The following is a 16,163-nucleotide window of genomic DNA, read 5'->3' as shown; positions in this document are numbered from 1 at the left end:
TCTAATCCTCCATTGCTTCCTGCAATTTACGGATTGCCAGCTGAGCGGCTTGTTGTTCAGCTTCTTTTTTAGAACGGCCATTTCCAATGCCCAGTTCCCGATCAGCCAGCGATACCCGTGTGACAAAAATCCGGCTGTGCGCAGGCCCTTTTTCATCAATAATTTCATACGTTAACGCACCATTATTTTTTTGCTGCACCAATTCCTGCAACTGGCTTTTATAATCCATCACATGCGAAAAAGCACCGGTTCCCACTTTTGGAAACAATACCATTTCCAAAAACGCCACCACTGGTTCTAGTCCTTGATCTAAATACAAGGCCCCGATATACGACTCAAAAACATCTGCCAAAAGAGCTGGCCGTGTACGTCCGCCTGTCTGTTCTTCTCCTTTGCCAAGCAGGATATACTTGCCAAAATTCAATTCATTGGCGAACAGAACCAAAGAGGGTTCACAAACGATTGCTGCACGCAATTTTGTCAATTCCCCTTCGCTCATTTCAGGATACTTTGTATATAAAAAATGGGAGACGGACAATTCCAAAACAGCATCTCCCAAAAATTCAAGTCGCTCGTTGTCCAAATAGTGTCTTCTTCGATGCTCATTCACATAAGATGAATGTGTGAAAGCTTGATAAAGCAAAGCAGGTTGTTTGAATTCGATATTAAGTTCTTTCTGCAATTGTTCAAAAGCCAGTCTGGTACTTTCTTTAATAGATCCAGGCTTTTGCTGGTGTAGTTTCTTTTTCATTGCCATTTTTAATCTGCCTTCCTTTGACGTTCTTCCTTTGATTTTACCTTTTTTCGCTTCATAGTGCAAAAAGAGAATAGGCGCACAGCCGCTTTGGATAAGCAGTTGTACGCCGATTTCTAATGCTAAGGGTTCATTTTGAGCTAAAAGGCCAGATTTCCAGTCCATACCATAAGAGAATAAGAGCCACCGCTTTTCATTATCCAGCTGCGGCACCTAGATCCTCGAGGTCTTAAGTCTGCCCACCTGCACGGCACAAAACGCCGCTCCTGTGTTCTGCCTTAAGCTTATCGGGTCTGACCAGGATCTTCGCTTTTCAATTAGCCTTGTTTCTTTTCAATATACGCTACCGCGTCGCCTACTGTAGCCATGCCTTCAGCGTCTTCGTCGGAAATCTCCATGTCGAATTCGTCTTCAAGTTCCATAACCAATTCAACTACGTCCAATGAGTCCGCTCCTAGGTCGCCTGTGAATGAAGCTTCAAGCTTCACTTCGTTTTCTTCTACACCTAGACGATCTACGATTACTTTAGTTACTCGCTCTAATACTGTTGCCAATGTCGTCACCTCCCCTCAAATCAGTATACAAAACTTTTGCCTACATGACCATTCCGCCATCAAGATGAAGCGTTTGGCCGGTCATATAAGAAGATTCGTCCGAAGCTAAGAAAAGTACTGCTTTCGCGACTTCTTCGGCTTCTCCGAAACGTCCGAGAGGAATTTGGGCGAGCATGTTTTTTTGAATGTCTTCATTCAATTTATCTGTCATATCCGTGGTAATGAAACCTGGAGCAACGGCATTTGCTGTAATGCCACGGCTTGCTAATTCGCGTGCCGTTGTTTTTGTCAATCCAATGACACCTGCTTTTGCAGCTACATAGTTTGCCTGTCCTGCATTGCCCATAACCCCGACAATTGATGAAATATTAACGATGCGGCCAGAGCGCTGTTTCATCATTTGGCGAGTTACCGCCTTTGTGCAGATGAAAACGCCTTTCAAATTCGTGTTAATGACATCATCCCATTCGTCATCTTTCATGCGCATCATTAAATTATCCCGTGTGATGCCAGCGTTGTTGATCAATATATCAATTGAACCGAATGTGCTCACCGTTTCATCAATCATTGCTTTTACTGCCTCTGAATCAGAGACATTTGCCTTTACTGCAATAGCTTCTCCGCCATTTGCCTGGATTTCAGCTACGATTGCTTCCGCTTTTTCCTGGCTCCCGCTATAATTGACAACGATTTTCGCGCCTGCAGTCGCCAGTTTCCGAGCAATTTCAGCTCCTATTCCGCGTGAAGCACCTGTTACGATTGCCGTTTTCCCTGTTAAATTGGTCATTTAGACAGCTCCTCTACCGCTTTTTCAAATGATTCCATATCGTATACCGGCAGTGTTTGGACTGAACGGTCAATTTTTTTCACGAGCCCGCTCAGCACTTTCCCAGGACCGACTTCTACGAAAACCGTAACACCAAGGTCGATCATTTCGCGGATTGATTGCTCCCAAAGCACCGGTGAATACAATTGACGCACCAGCAATTCCTGGAACTGCGAAGCATGTGTTTCGCTTTTTGCAGTAACGTTTGTGATAACTGGAATGACAGCATCTTTCAAGAAAGCGCCGCTTAAAACTTTTGATAAAGACTGGGATGCCGGACGCATCAATTCCGAATGGAAAGGCCCGCTTACATCAAGAGGAATAGCCCGTTTAGCGCCGCGTTCTTTGGCAATGATGCACGCCTGCTCGACGCCGTCTTTGGTTCCTGAAATCACTATCTGTCCCGGGCAATTCAAGTTTGCGAGCTGAACCACTCCTGTTGAATCCGTCACTTCATTTGTCACTTTTTTTAGTTCTTCACTGTCCATGCCAAGTATCGCCGCCATAGCGCCTTCTCCAGCTGGAACTGCTTCATTCATAAACAGTCCGCGTTTATGGACGATGTCGACAGCTGTTTCAAAAGGTAAAACACCTGAAGCTACAAGTGCGCTATATTCGCCTAAACTGTGGCCAGCCGTAAAGTCCGGCGTGATGCCAGCACGGATCAGCCTTTCGGTAATCATTGCACTAACCGTGAGTAATGCCGGTTGCGCATGGTATGTAAGAGTCAAGTTTTCTTGAGGGCCTTTAAGCATGAGTTCCGATAAATTTACGCCTAATGCTTGGTCTGCGTCCGTGAAAAACTGGCGGCTTTTGTCATCAGAAAGAAAGCTCTCGCCCATGCCAATCGTTTGGGAGCCTTGTCCTGGATAGATAAATGCGATTTTAGTCATTTGGGTTCTCCTTTTTCAATGTACTGTATATCGTGCCTGTAACATCGTGTTCAACCATCGTCCGGGTTTGGCGGATTGCATTGAATAAGGCATTTGCATTGGAAGAGCCATGGGCTTTTATAACGGGCGCTTTTAAGCCGAACAACCCGGCCCCGCCGTATTCGCTGTAGTCCAGCATGCCTTTCAAACCATTCAGATCATTTTTTACCAGAAGAGCCGCAAACTTTGTTTTAGCCGATGACATGAAAACATCTTTAATCATCGAAAAGACATTCATCGCTGTTCCTTCGATTGTTTTTAAAACCATATTCCCGGTAAATCCATCTGTAACGACCACATCAGCCGCTCCATTCAATAAATCGCGTGATTCCACATTGCCAATAAAATTCACAGGAGCTTCTTGCAGCAATGGAAATGCCGCTTTCGTCAACTCATTGCCTTTTTTCTCTTCCGTTCCGATATTCAATAATCCAACAGTCGGATTTTGAATACCCCGGACTTTTTCGGCATAAATGCTGCCCATTACGGCATATTGCACCAGGTGTTCCGGTCTTGCTTCAGCATTCGCTCCCATATCTAGCATGACAAACCCTTTGCCGTCTATCGTTGGCAATGTCGGCGCTAAAGCAGGGCGATCAACTCCATCGATGCGTCCAACCACAAATAATCCTGCTGCCATAAGTGCTCCTGTATTGCCTGCTGATACACATGCATCCGCCCGTCCATCTTTTACCGCTTGTGCCATCTGGACCATAGATGCGCCTTTTTTTCTGCGCACTGCCCGCACCGGATCGTCTGTCGCTTCGATGATTTCATCACAATGGATGACAGTCAGCCGTTCATGATCTTTTAAATACGGCTCCATTTTTTCTTGGTGTCCATAAAGCTGGATTGACAAATCTCCGAATTCCCCTAAAGCTTTAAAGACGCCTTCAATAATTTCTTTTGGCGCATGATCTCCGCCCATTCCATCAACAGCTATAATCATTTTTTGTCACCTTCACTTTGTTCCGTCATTCGATACATTTCAAATGTGCCGATAAATACAGTCGCTAAATCCACCGAAGAAACGACTTTTACATAAGCCCGGTTTTTCCCCGGATTTCGGTCTACAACATGCGCTTTCGCCACGACCCGCTGTCCGGCTGTCACTGGTCGAAGAAATTGCAGTTCCGATTTTACCGTCAGTGCCAGCTCATCGTTCATGACAGCTACAGCCAAGGAATTGGCCTGTGCGAATAAATGATGTCCTCTGGCGATTTGGTTGCGCTGGAAAACATGTTCAGGTTTCACATCAAATATCGATATTGCCCGTTCATCCAGTTCAATATCTATAATTTCGCCAATGACTTCATCGATTGGCAAAGATTTCACTTCATCTTCAAATGTTTTCACGGCCACATGTTTGATGCGCTCACGCAATTCAGGAATGCCAAGTTCCATCCGGTCCAGACGAATCGTCTGTACACTGACATCGAACTTTATCGACAGTTCCTCGTCAGTGACAAATGGATTGTCCTTGATGGACTCTGTTAACGCTTGCTGCCGCTCTTTTTTTGGTTTTCTCACGTTGTCACCGCCCGCTATTAGCACTTGGTACTAATATGAGTATATAAATAACAAAAAAAGAATGCAAGGATTATCTGAATCCTGCATTCTTAATCTAATCTGCCTGTGGCCAGCGCGCCTGATTCTTCAAGCTGCTCACGCAGGCACTTGGTTTCATCACTGGTCCAGAATTCCTGGCTGTTAACGAGCGCTTCAGCATCTCGCCTAGCAGTTTCCAGTGCCCGATAATCATGGACTAAATCCGCCATTTTAAATTCCGGCACTCCGCTTTGCTTGCGCCCGAAAAAGTCTCCCGGCCCGCGTAGCTGCAAATCCTTTTCTGCAAGGACAAATCCATCATTCGTCTCTGTCATAGAAGACATGCGCTCTTTCCCAACTTCAGTTTTCGGATCAGCCAGCAATACACAATAAGATTGCTCACTGCCCCGTCCGACTCGCCCACGCAATTGATGGAGCTGGGACAGGCCAAATCGTTCGGCATCGTATATCAGCATAAATGTGGCGTTTGGGACATTCACCCCAACCTCCACTACTGTCGTCGACACCAGCACATCAATTTTACCTTCAGTAAAGGAACGCATCGTTTGCTCTTTTTCATCACCAGACAACCGCCCGTGCATCAATCCTACGGTATGTTTGCCATGGAAATAACTTGAAAGCTGCTGAAACAAATCCACTGCATTTTGATAATCCAATTTATCGGATTCTTCTATCAACGGACATATTACATATGCTTGCCGGCCTTCAGCAAGTTCCTTTTCCATCCGGCCCACTATTTTTCCAAACATCTCTTTTTTCATCCAGTATGTTTGTATTTCTTTGCGGCCTACAGGCATTTCATCAATCACCGAAACATCCATTTCACCAAAAGCAGAAATCGCCAATGTACGCGGAATTGGCGTTGCCGTCATGAACAGCACATCCGGATTATAGCCTTTGTCTTTCAAGACCCGGCGCTGGTCTACACCAAAGCGGTGCTGTTCATCTGTAATGACGAGCCCCAGCTTTTTAAACTGTACATCCGGCTGAATCAAAGCATGGGTACCGATTAGGATATCAATTTTGCCTTCTGCCAGCTGATCAATGATGAACTGGCGCTTTTTGCCTTTCACAGATCCTGTAAGCAAGGCGATATTCACACCAAACGGCTGGAACCATTGCGCCAGTGTATTGGCATGCTGTTCGGCCAGTATTTCAGTCGGCGCCATCAAAGCGCCTTGCTTACCTGCCGTAACAGTTGCATATAACGCTATTGCTGCTACTACCGTTTTCCCTGAACCCACATCCCCTTGCAGCAGCCGATTCATGTGGAAAGGCTCTTTCAAGTCCCTGCAGATTTCATTGACAACACGTTTTTGGGCATCGGTCAAATCAAAAGGCAGCGTGTCAATAAAGTGTTTCAGCCGGTTCAAGTCATAATCGATAAATGAACCGCCTTCTTCTTCGCGGTTTTTTTTGCGCAATGCTTGCATCTTCAACTGGAATATCAACAACTCTTCATAAACAAACCGTCTTCGTGCTTGTTTCAAAGCTTCCCCATCAGTCGGAAAGTGAATCCATTCAAGCGCATCTTGTACAGGCACCAGATGATAAGCCGTCCGAAATCTCTCAGGCAAGCAATCTTCCAGGTCATCTTTCGCCAAATCCAGCGCTTGCCGCATCAGTTTACGAAACGTTTTCTGAAAAATGCTGCCTTTCAAGCTGTACACCGGCTCGAAATCGACTCCATTGGTCCGGGGTCCGATAGAATGGTTTGTCACAGTGATCACTTGTCGGCCACGGTCCCATTTCCCGGATAAAGTGACGACTTCGCCTATTCTTAATTTGGCTTTAACATATGGCTGATTAAAGAAAATAGCTTTTACCAGATGCCGGCCCACCATTATCTGGACTTGGGTACGTGATTTATTTTTACCTAAAAAAAGGACGGAAGGTTCGCTCTCGACCCTTCCCTCCACAGTGACTCTTTCATTATGCGGTGTATCCGCCAAGTCCTTCAGCTGAAAATCTTCATGGCGGTATGGAAAAGTCATAATCAAGTCATGAATCGTCTCGATTTTCATCTCCTGCAAAGTTTCAGCTGCCTGTTTGCCCACCCCTTTTAAAGAGGCGACAGAATCCTTACTTCCCACTGCCAACCACGGCTCCGCCAAAGATTTTCGCTTCCAGCCACTTACCTGTAGGAGTAGCGGCAAGTCCGCCTTTTGCCGTTTCTCTTAATGCACTCGGCATAGATTGCCCGATTTCAAACATTGCACTGATTACTTCATCGCATGGAATGCGGCTTGTTACACCAGCCAGAGCCATATCTGCAGCTACCACTGAGTTGGCTGCTCCCATAGCGTTACGTTTCACACAAGGCACTTCTACGAGTCCAGCGACAGGATCGCATACAAGCCCTAGCATATTTTTCATCGTGATGGCAAAAGCTTCAGAACTTTGCTGCGGAGTACCTCCAGCCATTTCAACAATTGCAGCTGCAGCCATCGCTGCGGCTGAACCAACTTCTGCCTGACATCCACCGGCAGCTCCGGAAATGGAAGCGTTATTGGCAACCACGAACCCGAATGCTCCTGATGTAAACAAATATCGGATCATTTGTTCGCGTGTTGGATTTAATTTGTTCTTGACTGCAAACAAAGTTCCAGGAACAACACCTGCTGACCCCGCTGTCGGTGTAGCACAAATGGTGCCCATAGCCGCGTTGACTTCATTCGTCGCGACAGCTTTGCTGACCGCGTCAAGCAGCAAATCACCAGATAAGGAATTACCCGACTCCATGTATTTTTGCAGCAGGACGGCATCTCCTCCTGTTAAACCGGAAACTGAATGTACACCTTTCAAACCTTTTTCAACCGCTTCTTCCATGACTGTCAAATTACGGTCCATCTGTTTCATGATTTCTTCCCGCGAACGGTCCATCAACAGCATTTCCTGCTCAATCATAATCTCAGAAATAAGCTTGCCTTCATCTTCCGCTCGTTTAACTAATTCTTTTACATTGTGAAATAATGCTTCCAATGTTTATACCTCCTTCTTAATCGGCGATTCTTGTCACTTGTGTAATGTTTGGAAGTTCAGCAAGCTCGTCCATCACTTCTTTATCGACATTTTGATCCACTTCAATCACCATAAGCGCCATGCGCCCTTTTTCTTTTCGGGAAACTTCCATATGACCGATATTGATATCGTATTTATATAAGCAATTTGCTACGTTCGCTATACATCCTGAGCGGTCTTCGTGAACCACTAAAATGGCTGGGTGTTCTCCTGAAAGACGCAGTGGAAAGCCATTCAGTTCTGTGATTTCAATCTTGCCTCCGCCAATCGAAATGCCCATCATCGACATTTCAGCACGCTCATCACCAATGACAATTTTAACGGTATTCGGATGTTCCACGTGGCTGGTCTCCGGAATAAATTCGAATTCCAGTCCAAGTTTCCGCGCTTCTTCAAATGATGTTTTTATGCGTTCATCGAATGTGTCATAGTCCAGCAGCCCGCCGACAATCGCAACGTCCGTGCTGTGGCCTTTATATGTTTCGGCAAATGAGCCATATAAATGGATTTTCGCCCATTTTGGCTGACGCCCGAATAAATCTCTTGCTACTCTCCCGATACGTGCTGCTCCCGCAGTGTGTGAGGAAGATGGACCAATCATAACCGGCCCGATTATATCAAAAACAGATTTGAACTTCATTGCTCAAACCCCTTTCTTTCATTTATAAGTTCATTTTACATGAAATTGCCACATTTAACAAAATTGAACCGCTTTCATTACTTTAAAGGTCAATAGACGGAATGTTCTGAATCTAAAAATAAACAAAAAGCGCATACCATGTACACGCTTTTTGTTGTTTTATTCAACGGAAAGGATGTACGGATAAAGCGGCTGTTTGCCATTGTGGATCTCTACTTCAACTTCATCATTCAACTCTTCGATAAAGCCAGCCAGCTTTTCAGCATCTTCGGCTGTAACATCTTCACCGTAAAGAATTGTGACTATTTCAGCGTCCTCATCAATCAGCTTTTTAACCAATTCTTCCGTTACTCGCTCCAGGCTGTTATCAGAAATAACAATTTTCCCTTCGGAAATTCCCATGAAGTCATCTTTTTTAATCGTAATGCCATCTATCGAAGTGTCCCGCACGGCAAATGTAACAGAACCGGATTTCACTTGTTTAGAAGCTTGCGTCATCGTCTTATGGTTATCCTCAACAGAAGCATTGGGATTAAAGGCTAAAAGTGCAGCCATTCCTTGTGGCACATCTTTTGTCGGGACCACTGCTGCTTCAATTTCAAGCAGCTCAGCAGCCTGTTCTGCTGCCATAATAATGTTCTTATTGTTCGGCAAGATCAATACCCGTTCTGCTTCGATAGATTTAATAGCGTTCACAATATCCTCCGTTGAAGGATTCATCGTTTGGCCGCCTTCAATCACAAAGGCAGCACCAATGCTCCGGAGTAGTTCTGCTATGCCTTCTCCCATTGCCACCGTAACTACAGCATATGGATGCTTCGCTGTTGTTTTCGGTGCATCTTTATGGAAGTCTTCTCCCACAATATCAATATGCTGCTGGCGCATATTTTCAATTTTCATTGAAATCAAGCTGCCATAGTTCTGGCCATATGTAAGCACTTTGCCCGGTTCTTCAGAATGAATATGGATTTTTGCAATTTCTTCATCCGAAATGACCAGTAAGGAATCCCCGTAAGCACTCAGGTCAGAACGAAATTCAGCTTCATTGAATTCTTTTTTGCCTTCTTCAAATTTGACCATGAATTCTGTGCAATAACCGAATTCAATATCTGCTGTATCCATGAAGCCCGCAATATTTTTATGATGTTCGGCACTTACCAGATCATCCATTGTATTGTGTGCATGCTTCTCAGGTAGCGCTTCCCCTTTCAAAGACGCTAAAAAACCTTCATAGACATAAACGAGGCCTTGACCGCCGCTGTCGACTACGCCAACTTCTTTCAATACTGGCAACAGATCCGGAGTCCGCTCCAAAGAAGCTTTTGCTTCTTCTACAATAGCTTCAAATAAAACAATAACGTCTTCTTCAGTTTTAGCTAACTCCATGCCTTTGGCTGCAGCATCTTTTGCTACGGTCAAAATGGTTCCTTCTACCGGCTTCATGACAGCTTTATACGCGGTTTCCACTCCATGTTGAAGCGCTTCCGCAAATTTAGCCGCAGTCAATTCTGACTCATTTGCGATATACTTGCTGAATCCCCGGAATAACTGAGACAAAATAACACCTGAGTTGCCGCGTGCCCCCATTAACAACCCTTTTGACAACGCTCCTGCAGTCTTGCCAATGTGTTCTTGTGCATTTGCTTCTGTTTCTTTCGCACCCGATGTCATTGATAAGTTCATATTTGTTCCGGTATCGCCATCAGGCACCGGAAATACGTTCAATGCATCTACATAATCCGCATTTTGAAACAGATGGTGCGCACCCATTGTTACCATTTCCGCGAACTGGTTTCCATTTATTGACTTCATAGCCGCTTCTTCCTCCTCTTACGAGTTCGTCACACGAACTCCTTGAACATAAATATTGACCGCTTTGACAGGCATGCCCAGCGTTTTTGTAACAGTATACTTAACTTTTGACTGTACTTGATAAGCAACTTCGGAGATTTTTGTACCATAGCTTATAATGACATACATATCAATGATCAAGTCTTTATCTTCTTGGCGAACAATGACACCTTTCGCGAAATTCTCTTTGCGTAAAATATCTGTTAAGCCATCTCTTATTTGATGCTTTGTTGCCATTCCCACAATTCCATAACATTCAATGGCAGCTCCACCTGCAATTTGCGCAATCACATCATTGGAAATATCGATTTGGCCGTATTCGTTTTTAATTTCAATCGACATTGAGAATTCCTCCTTGAGTCCTATTTCACTCTTTTCATTCTACATGAAACTATTATACAAGAAAAGCCGGCGTTTTGGGTGTAAAGGCTTTTTTCTTGAAAGACATGCGAAAATAAGTTGCAAAGGGCATTTGTGTGTGGTAAATTATTAAAGTATGTGAAACGAAAAACGAACTGAAATTCTATTATAATTTTCAGCTTCACTTGTGAGGAGGGACTTACATGCCTAAAGTATGTGCAGTTAGTGGACGCAAAGCTCGTTCTGGAAACGCCCGTTCACACGCGTTAAATTCGACAAAACGTACATGGGGAGCAAACCTTCAAAAAGTTCGTATCCTTGTAGACGGTAAACCGAAACGTGTATGGGTTTCTGCAAGAGCAATGAAATCAGGAAAAGTTGAGCGCGTATAATCGCTCATGAATAATGCCAGGTCTGACATTCGTCGGCCTGGCATTTTTTCATGTTTTTTAATTATAAAGCCTTCCAGTTTCAAAAGAGATTCCGGAATAAGACTATTCCGGAACCTCTTTTTGTTGATTATTTAAAGCGATTTATGGATATACGCCCGCTTTTGCTTTTCTCAGTGTCTAGTCCCTCGAGGTCGCTTCAGACTGGGCTGCGATGGCAAAGACCGCCATTACTAACCAGTCTTCCAGCGCTTGTCGGGGCTAAACGGGCACCCGCGCTTTTCTCAGTTATCCGAGCTTTCGATCATGATGCAGCTGCCGCTTGCAAGCGATACTGTTCCTTCGGTTTCCAGTTCATTGCTGATAAAACGAGTGGAGCCAAATGGAATCGTTTCGCCTTTAACTTCATATTTGAATCCTTTTAAGGTGAAACCATGGACTTCTTCAGCAAATGGATAAAATGAAATGTAGCGGTAGCTTTTATCCGGGATCACTTGATGAGTTCCCGGACTTAAAAAACGGATGCGATTGTGGCGGTTGACCAACACAAATTTGATTGCCGGAAACTTGCGCTGGTATTTATAGATGGCATGAAGCGCACTCATATAATGGTCCAGCCTGCCGCCCGTCACTCCTGTAATAATGACCTTTTCCGGAGAAAAGTCCATCGCTTTTTCCAACGCCAGTTCAGTGTCCGTTTCATCTTTTTCTGCTGCGGCACGGTTTAGCTCTGGAAACATTTTTTCGATTTTCTCCATCTCTTCTCTGGATACAGAATCAAAGTCGCCTACTGCTGCTACCGGCTCGATGCCTTGGTCCAGCAACACTACCGTACCGGCGTCTACTCCGATAAACAAGGCAGATGGCCATAGAGAGAAATCGGGCATTTCTGCAACCGGTCCACCTGCTGCCAGCACGACTATCACAAAATCGCCTCTTCTCCTACCTGTTTGATTCCCTGCAAGGCTGCTGCACGGTCTGTTTGGCTATAGATAGCTGATCCAGCTACAAAAACGTTTGCTCCCGCTTTTGCACAAGGAACGATTGTTTCTTCGTTAATGCCGCCATCAACTTGGATTTCAATATCCAAACCTTTTTCGTTAATAATCCGGGATAATTGCTCAATTTTCGGAACGACCGAGTGAATGAACTTTTGTCCGCCGAATCCCGGATTGACCGTCATGAATAACACCAAATCGATATCTTCGAGTATGTGCTGAATCGATTCAACCGGTGTATGCGGGTTTAATACCACTCCCGGCTTAACGCCAAACGAACGGATCAATTGAATGGTTCTGTGGAGATGCGGAGCTGCTTCTACGTGTACAGTTATATAATCCGCACCTGCATTGGCAAAGTCTGCAATGTACTGGTCTGGATTTGAAATCATCAAGTGGACATCTAGAGGAAGATTGGTCAAAGGACGCAATGCATCAACCACAATAGCTCCCATCGTGATATTCGGAACAAAATGGCCATCCATAACATCAATATGAATCCAATCTGCCCCTGCAAGTTCAACTTCCCGGACTTCTTCTCCCAATTTCGAAAAATCTGCTGCTAAAATAGAAGGTGCAATTTTAATCATTAGTATACCTCGGCTTTCGATTCATAATTTCTTCTAAAAATTTCAAGTAATGCTTATAACGGTATTCTGGAATTTCATTTGCTTCCACAGCTGCCTTAATGGCGCATTTCGGTTCATTTAAATGTAGGCATTCACGGAATTTACAGCGGTTTGAGCGCTCTGCCATTTCTGGAAAGTAACCGGACAATTCCTCTTTTTCGATTGTATCAAAATCGAAGGAACTGAACCCGGGAGTATCTGCCAATAATCCGTTGTTCACTTCAATCAGCTCGACATGGCGGGTGGTATGCTTGCCTCGGTTCAACGCCTTGGAGATGTCATCCGTTTTCAGCTCCAAAGCCGGCAAAATCGTATTGAGCATGGTCGATTTCCCGACTCCTGACTGTCCTGCCAACACACTGATTTTCCCTTCCAGCACAGGCATTAAACGCTCTTTCAGTGTTGGATCTCCTTTATAAGTTGGAATTACTTCGTAGCCGATTTTTTCGTAATCGGCTACGAATCCTTCCAGTTTTTCTTTCTCACTGTCTTTCAAAAGGTCCATTTTGGTCAGGCAAATGACAGGTTGTATATTATGCTGTTCTATTGCTGTCAGGAACCGATCCAAAAGGAGCGGATGAAAATCAGGCTGCTTAGCGGAAAAAACAAGGATTGCCTGGTCGATATTCGAAATTGGTGGCCGCACTAATTCGTTTTTCCGCTCATGGACATGAGTAATCGTGCCTTCTAAATCATGGTCTGCTTCATAATCGACAAAATCACCAACTAACGGCGTAATTTGCCGATTTCTGAAAACACCCCGTCCTCTGCACTGAATATAGCGTTCTCCGTTGTCGTCCAGAACATAATAAAATCCGCTTAGCGCTTTTCTAATTTGACCTTTCGGCATGCTTGCTTTCACTCCTTTTCATTATGCATTTATTCAACGCTGTCATAGGCTATGGTTTCTTCTAGAATGATAGTCGAGTCACGTACAATACGGTAAGTGGCACTCTCGCCTTCTGCAATCTGCAGTTCAAGCTTACGCGTTTCGTTTTCAGTGATGGTGAATTCTTCTACCGGTTCAACCATTGTATTGTTTTGGTCTTGAATATAGATCTGTACGGTCTGTTCGACAGGCTCTTCTCCTTCTGCAGCCGGTTCATATGGGATTTCGACTGTATGGATATAAGTTTTCAGCGGAAGCGGAGCTTTTCCTGAAGACATGACCACTTCAATCGTACTGCCTGCTTCAAGCTGCTCTTCTGCAGCTGGGTTTTGAGACAATACAGTCCCTTCCGGTGCACTTTCAGAAGGCTCTTCTCCAATAATCCGGATGTTAAATCCGGAGGAACGGGCATATTCGTTTAAATCTTCTTCCGTATACCCTGTAATGTTTTCGACGGTTCGCATATCTTTCCCTTTGCTGACGGTAAATTCAACATCTGTTTCGGAAACGATGATTTCTTCACCGGCTCTTGGGTCTTGATCAAGGATTGTCCCAGCAGGCTCATCTGAAAATTCCGGTGTTTGCTCAATCGATTTGTAATTTTCATCTTTAAGCAATTCCATCGTTTGTTCAATATCACGGCCTACATAATCCGCAAATTCTTTTGATTCTTTCCCCGTACTGATAAACAATTGAATTTCCGACTCGCGGTCACGCATTTTATTGGCTTCAGGTATTGTTCTGATAACTTGGCCTTCTTCAATTTCCTCGGAAGGCTGCTGCTGTTCTTCCCCGATGACAAATCCCACTGCCTCTAGTTCTTCTATCGCTTCATCACGCTCCATGCCCGAAACGTCCGGGACCGCCACTTGCCTCGGACCGAACATTTCAGGAAACGCTACTGCGAGTATCAGCCCTACAAGAATCAGCAAGCCGATGAGCCCTGCAATTAAAGGGCCTTTTTTCCGCTTCTTCTTGACTGGCTCTGGCGGTTTAGCCTTTTTATCGATCGGGCCGGCCGGTGCCAGCTCTTTTGTTTTTTCCATACTCTCGTAAACGACCCGGTCTTTAATGATGGGCATTGCTTTTGTTTCATCTTGGTCGACTGGGACCGTAAATTTAGGTTCATTCAAACGTTCCGGCAATAAAACCGTTGCTAAGTCCTCTTCCATTTCATTTGCCGATTGATAACGATGTTGTGGATTTTTAGCAGTGGCTTTTAGCACGACGTTTTCCAGGCTCTGCGGCATCGATGGAACAATCTGCCGCAAAGAAGGTGTTTCCGTTTGCAGATGCTTTAAGGCAATCGATACTGCAGATTCCCCTGAAAACGGCAGTCTTCCGGTCAAAAGCTCAAACATCACAATCCCAAGGGAATAAATGTCTGATTTTTTGTTGGCAGTGCCGCCTCGCGCTTGTTCCGGGGACAGGTAATGCACAGTCCCGAGAACCGAATTTGTCTGTGTATAGGAAGTGGCACTTAATGCCATCGCAATTCCGAAATCGGTGATTTTCACATTTCCTTCTGCATCCATCAGGATATTCTGGGGTTTGATATCGCGATGGACAATCTGGTTTTGGTGCGCATGTGCAAGAGCTGATGTTAACTGTGTCATAATCTTGACCGCTTCTTCAGGGGCCACTGGTGAGTGTTCGATTATGTATTCTTTTAAGGTTTTCCCAGGAACATATTCCATCACAAGATAATGAATGGATTCTTCTTCGCCTACATCGAAAATGTTCACGATATTCGGATGCGCAAGACTGGTAGTCGATAAAGCTTCTCGCTGAAAACGCCGCCGCAATTCTTCTTCATTTGAAAAGTCATATCTTAAAATCTTAATGGCAATATCCCGATCCAAAATCATGTCATGGGCCAGGTAGACGTTTGACATACCGCCGCCGCCGATCAATTCCAATATCTTATAGCGGCCATTTATACTTCTGCCGATTAACATGGCTACACCTCCTCAGCCTTTGAGGAAAGAAGAACAAACGAAATATTATCTTCTCCTCCCAGTTCATTCGCGAGTTTCACCATTTCTTCACCTTTTTGTGAAAGCGGAACAGGAGATAGAACAATTGATGCGATATCACTTTTCGAAACTTTATTGCTCAAACCATCCGAGCATATAAGCAAGTAAGAAGATGATGCCAAAGAAAAATGCAAAATTTCCCCGTCAATTTCGGGATCAGTTCCAAGTGCTTTCACAATCCAGTTTTTCTTTGGATGATCCTCGGCTTCTTCTTCGCTGATTTCCCCGCTGTCTACCAGCACATTGACGTATGAATGATCACGCGTCAATTGTTCTACAGCTCCGTTTATCACATATGCCCGGCTATCCCCGATATGGCACATGACGCAATCCTGCTTATCAATCAATGCTGCAATCAATGTCGTTCCCATACCTTTGCAATCCGGATGGTTTAATGCATATTCGTAAACAAGCTTGTTCACATACTGGACATTGACCGACAGCCATGTCTTTCGTTTATCTACAGTTAAAAAAGTGTCTGCTGCTTCTTCAATAAAAAGCCTGCCCAGCGTTGACACGGTTAGATCGCTAGCTACATCCCCCGCATTATGGCCACCCATGCCATCGGCAACAAGGGCCAACAGCAATCCTTCCGGACGCCTGAGGACAGCGACGCGATCTTCATTTATTTTGCGTTTTCTGCCTGTATCACTTTCCATGACATATTGAAACAAATCCCGCCACCCCGTTTCTTGTCTGTTTTTGCTATTATTTT

At 44.7% G+C, this 16,163-nt stretch carries 17 protein-coding genes; 1 reads left to right on the top strand and 16 read right to left on the bottom strand.

The genetic code is table 11. The features are described from left to right. Position 1: 1 nt before the first annotated feature. From rnc to AC3AQ9_RS01005, 11 genes are all read right to left on the bottom strand, one after another. A complete protein-coding gene (gene rnc / locus AC3AQ9_RS01055; RefSeq protein ID WP_488305611.1) occupies positions 2-757 on the bottom strand; it encodes a ribonuclease III in 756 nt (251 codons plus the stop codon). Positions 758-1,071: 314 nt separating this feature from the next. Further along, positions 1,072-1,308 (bottom strand): acyl carrier protein, encoded by a 237-nt coding sequence (locus AC3AQ9_RS01050; RefSeq protein WP_488305610.1) that lies wholly within the window; start codon positions 1,306-1,308, stop codon positions 1,072-1,074. Between the two features lie 40 nt (positions 1,309-1,348). Continuing rightward, positions 1,349-2,095: a 3-oxoacyl-[acyl-carrier-protein] reductase gene (gene fabG / locus AC3AQ9_RS01045; protein ID WP_488305609.1), complete on the bottom strand. Its 747-nt coding sequence runs from the start codon at positions 2,093-2,095 to the stop codon at positions 1,349-1,351. After that, the gene (gene fabD / locus AC3AQ9_RS01040; RefSeq protein ID WP_488305608.1) at positions 2,092-3,027 is read right to left on the bottom strand and encodes an ACP S-malonyltransferase; all 936 of its coding nucleotides are present in this window, start codon (positions 3,025-3,027) and stop codon (positions 2,092-2,094) included. The genes fabG and fabD overlap by 4 nt, the downstream gene beginning before the upstream one ends. After that, on the bottom strand, positions 3,020-4,015 hold the full coding sequence (gene plsX / locus AC3AQ9_RS01035) for a phosphate acyltransferase PlsX (RefSeq protein WP_488305607.1): 996 nt from the start codon (positions 4,013-4,015) through the stop codon (positions 3,020-3,022). Before plsX ends, fabD begins: the two co-directional genes overlap by 8 nt. Further along, a complete protein-coding gene (fapR, locus tag AC3AQ9_RS01030) occupies positions 4,012-4,596 on the bottom strand; it encodes a transcription factor FapR (protein ID WP_488305606.1) in 585 nt (194 codons plus the stop codon). Before fapR ends, plsX begins: the two co-directional genes overlap by 4 nt. An 89-nt stretch (positions 4,597-4,685) precedes the next feature. Next, a complete protein-coding gene (recG, locus tag AC3AQ9_RS01025) occupies positions 4,686-6,728 on the bottom strand; it encodes an ATP-dependent DNA helicase RecG (protein ID WP_488306795.1) in 2,043 nt (680 codons plus the stop codon). Continuing rightward, positions 6,718-7,617 (bottom strand): L-serine ammonia-lyase, iron-sulfur-dependent, subunit alpha, encoded by a 900-nt coding sequence (gene sdaAA, locus AC3AQ9_RS01020; RefSeq protein ID WP_488305605.1) that lies wholly within the window; start codon positions 7,615-7,617, stop codon positions 6,718-6,720. Before sdaAA ends, recG begins: the two co-directional genes overlap by 11 nt. A 16-nt stretch (positions 7,618-7,633) precedes the next feature. Continuing rightward, on the bottom strand, positions 7,634-8,296 hold the full coding sequence (gene sdaAB / locus AC3AQ9_RS01015) for an L-serine ammonia-lyase, iron-sulfur-dependent subunit beta (protein WP_488305604.1): 663 nt from the start codon (positions 8,294-8,296) through the stop codon (positions 7,634-7,636). A 159-nt stretch (positions 8,297-8,455) separates the two neighbouring features. After that, positions 8,456-10,108, bottom strand: coding sequence for a DAK2 domain-containing protein (locus tag AC3AQ9_RS01010; RefSeq protein ID WP_488305603.1), 1,653 nt, complete (start codon positions 10,106-10,108; stop codon positions 8,456-8,458). Between the two features lie 18 nt (positions 10,109-10,126). After that, positions 10,127-10,489: an Asp23/Gls24 family envelope stress response protein gene (locus tag AC3AQ9_RS01005; RefSeq protein WP_488305602.1), complete on the bottom strand. Its 363-nt coding sequence runs from the start codon at positions 10,487-10,489 to the stop codon at positions 10,127-10,129. Positions 10,490-10,710: 221 nt separating this feature from the next. Between AC3AQ9_RS01005 and rpmB the strand changes: the two genes are divergently transcribed. Next, complete coding sequence (gene rpmB, locus AC3AQ9_RS01000) at positions 10,711-10,899, top strand: 50S ribosomal protein L28 (protein ID WP_488305601.1); 189 nt, start codon at positions 10,711-10,713, stop codon at positions 10,897-10,899. A gap of 281 nt (positions 10,900-11,180) precedes the next feature. Here the strand turns inward: rpmB and AC3AQ9_RS00995 are convergent, their stop codons facing one another. The 5 genes from AC3AQ9_RS00995 to AC3AQ9_RS00975 are packed head-to-tail and all read right to left on the bottom strand — an operon-like array spanning position 11,181 to position 16,122. Further along, positions 11,181-11,822 (bottom strand): thiamine diphosphokinase, encoded by a 642-nt coding sequence (locus tag AC3AQ9_RS00995; protein ID WP_488305600.1) that lies wholly within the window; start codon positions 11,820-11,822, stop codon positions 11,181-11,183. Then, positions 11,819-12,484 carry a ribulose-phosphate 3-epimerase gene (rpe, locus tag AC3AQ9_RS00990; protein WP_488305599.1) on the bottom strand — a complete coding sequence of 222 codons (666 nt, stop codon included), beginning with the start codon at positions 12,482-12,484 and terminating at the stop codon, positions 11,819-11,821. The genes AC3AQ9_RS00995 and rpe overlap by 4 nt, the downstream gene beginning before the upstream one ends. Beyond that, positions 12,477-13,373 (bottom strand): ribosome small subunit-dependent GTPase A, encoded by an 897-nt coding sequence (rsgA, locus tag AC3AQ9_RS00985; protein ID WP_488305598.1) that lies wholly within the window; start codon positions 13,371-13,373, stop codon positions 12,477-12,479. Before rsgA ends, rpe begins: the two co-directional genes overlap by 8 nt. 29 nt (positions 13,374-13,402) lie before the next feature. Next, complete coding sequence (gene pknB, locus AC3AQ9_RS00980) at positions 13,403-15,370, bottom strand: Stk1 family PASTA domain-containing Ser/Thr kinase (RefSeq protein ID WP_488305597.1); 1,968 nt, start codon at positions 15,368-15,370, stop codon at positions 13,403-13,405. Between the two features lie 2 nt (positions 15,371-15,372). Continuing rightward, entirely contained in the window at positions 15,373-16,122 is a 750-nt protein-coding gene (locus AC3AQ9_RS00975) for a Stp1/IreP family PP2C-type Ser/Thr phosphatase (RefSeq protein ID WP_488305596.1), read from the bottom strand. Positions 16,123-16,163 lie beyond the last annotated feature (41 nt).

The organism is Planococcus sp. VCh962, assembly GCF_057748275.1.
Note: the sequence above shows the minus strand (reverse complement) of the source record. Positions and strands in the feature narration are given on the sequence as shown.

Excerpts from the sequence above, each read along its gene's own strand:
- rnc (WP_488305611.1), bottom strand. The coding sequence starts at position 757 with ATGGCAATGAAAAAGAAACTACACCAGCAAAAGCCTGGATCTATTAAA.
- fabG (WP_488305609.1), bottom strand. The coding sequence starts at position 2,095 with ATGACCAATTTAACAGGGAAAACGGCAATCGTAACAGGTGCTTCACGC.
- fabD (WP_488305608.1), bottom strand. The coding sequence starts at position 3,027 with ATGACTAAAATCGCATTTATCTATCCAGGACAAGGCTCCCAAACGATT.
- plsX (WP_488305607.1), bottom strand. The coding sequence starts at position 4,015 with ATGATTATAGCTGTTGATGGAATGGGCGGAGATCATGCGCCAAAAGAA.
- sdaAB (WP_488305604.1), bottom strand. The coding sequence starts at position 8,296 with ATGAAGTTCAAATCTGTTTTTGATATAATCGGGCCGGTTATGATTGGT.
- AC3AQ9_RS01010 (WP_488305603.1), bottom strand. The coding sequence starts at position 10,108 with ATGAAGTCAATAAATGGAAACCAGTTCGCGGAAATGGTAACAATGGGT.
- AC3AQ9_RS01005 (WP_488305602.1), bottom strand. The coding sequence starts at position 10,489 with ATGTCGATTGAAATTAAAAACGAATACGGCCAAATCGATATTTCCAAT.
- rpmB (WP_488305601.1), top strand. The coding sequence starts at position 10,711 with ATGCCTAAAGTATGTGCAGTTAGTGGACGCAAAGCTCGTTCTGGAAAC.
- rpe (WP_488305599.1), bottom strand. The coding sequence starts at position 12,484 with ATGATTAAAATTGCACCTTCTATTTTAGCAGCAGATTTTTCGAAATTG.
- rsgA (WP_488305598.1), bottom strand. The coding sequence starts at position 13,373 with ATGCCGAAAGGTCAAATTAGAAAAGCGCTAAGCGGATTTTATTATGTT.
- pknB (WP_488305597.1), bottom strand. The coding sequence starts at position 15,370 with ATGTTAATCGGCAGAAGTATAAATGGCCGCTATAAGATATTGGAATTG.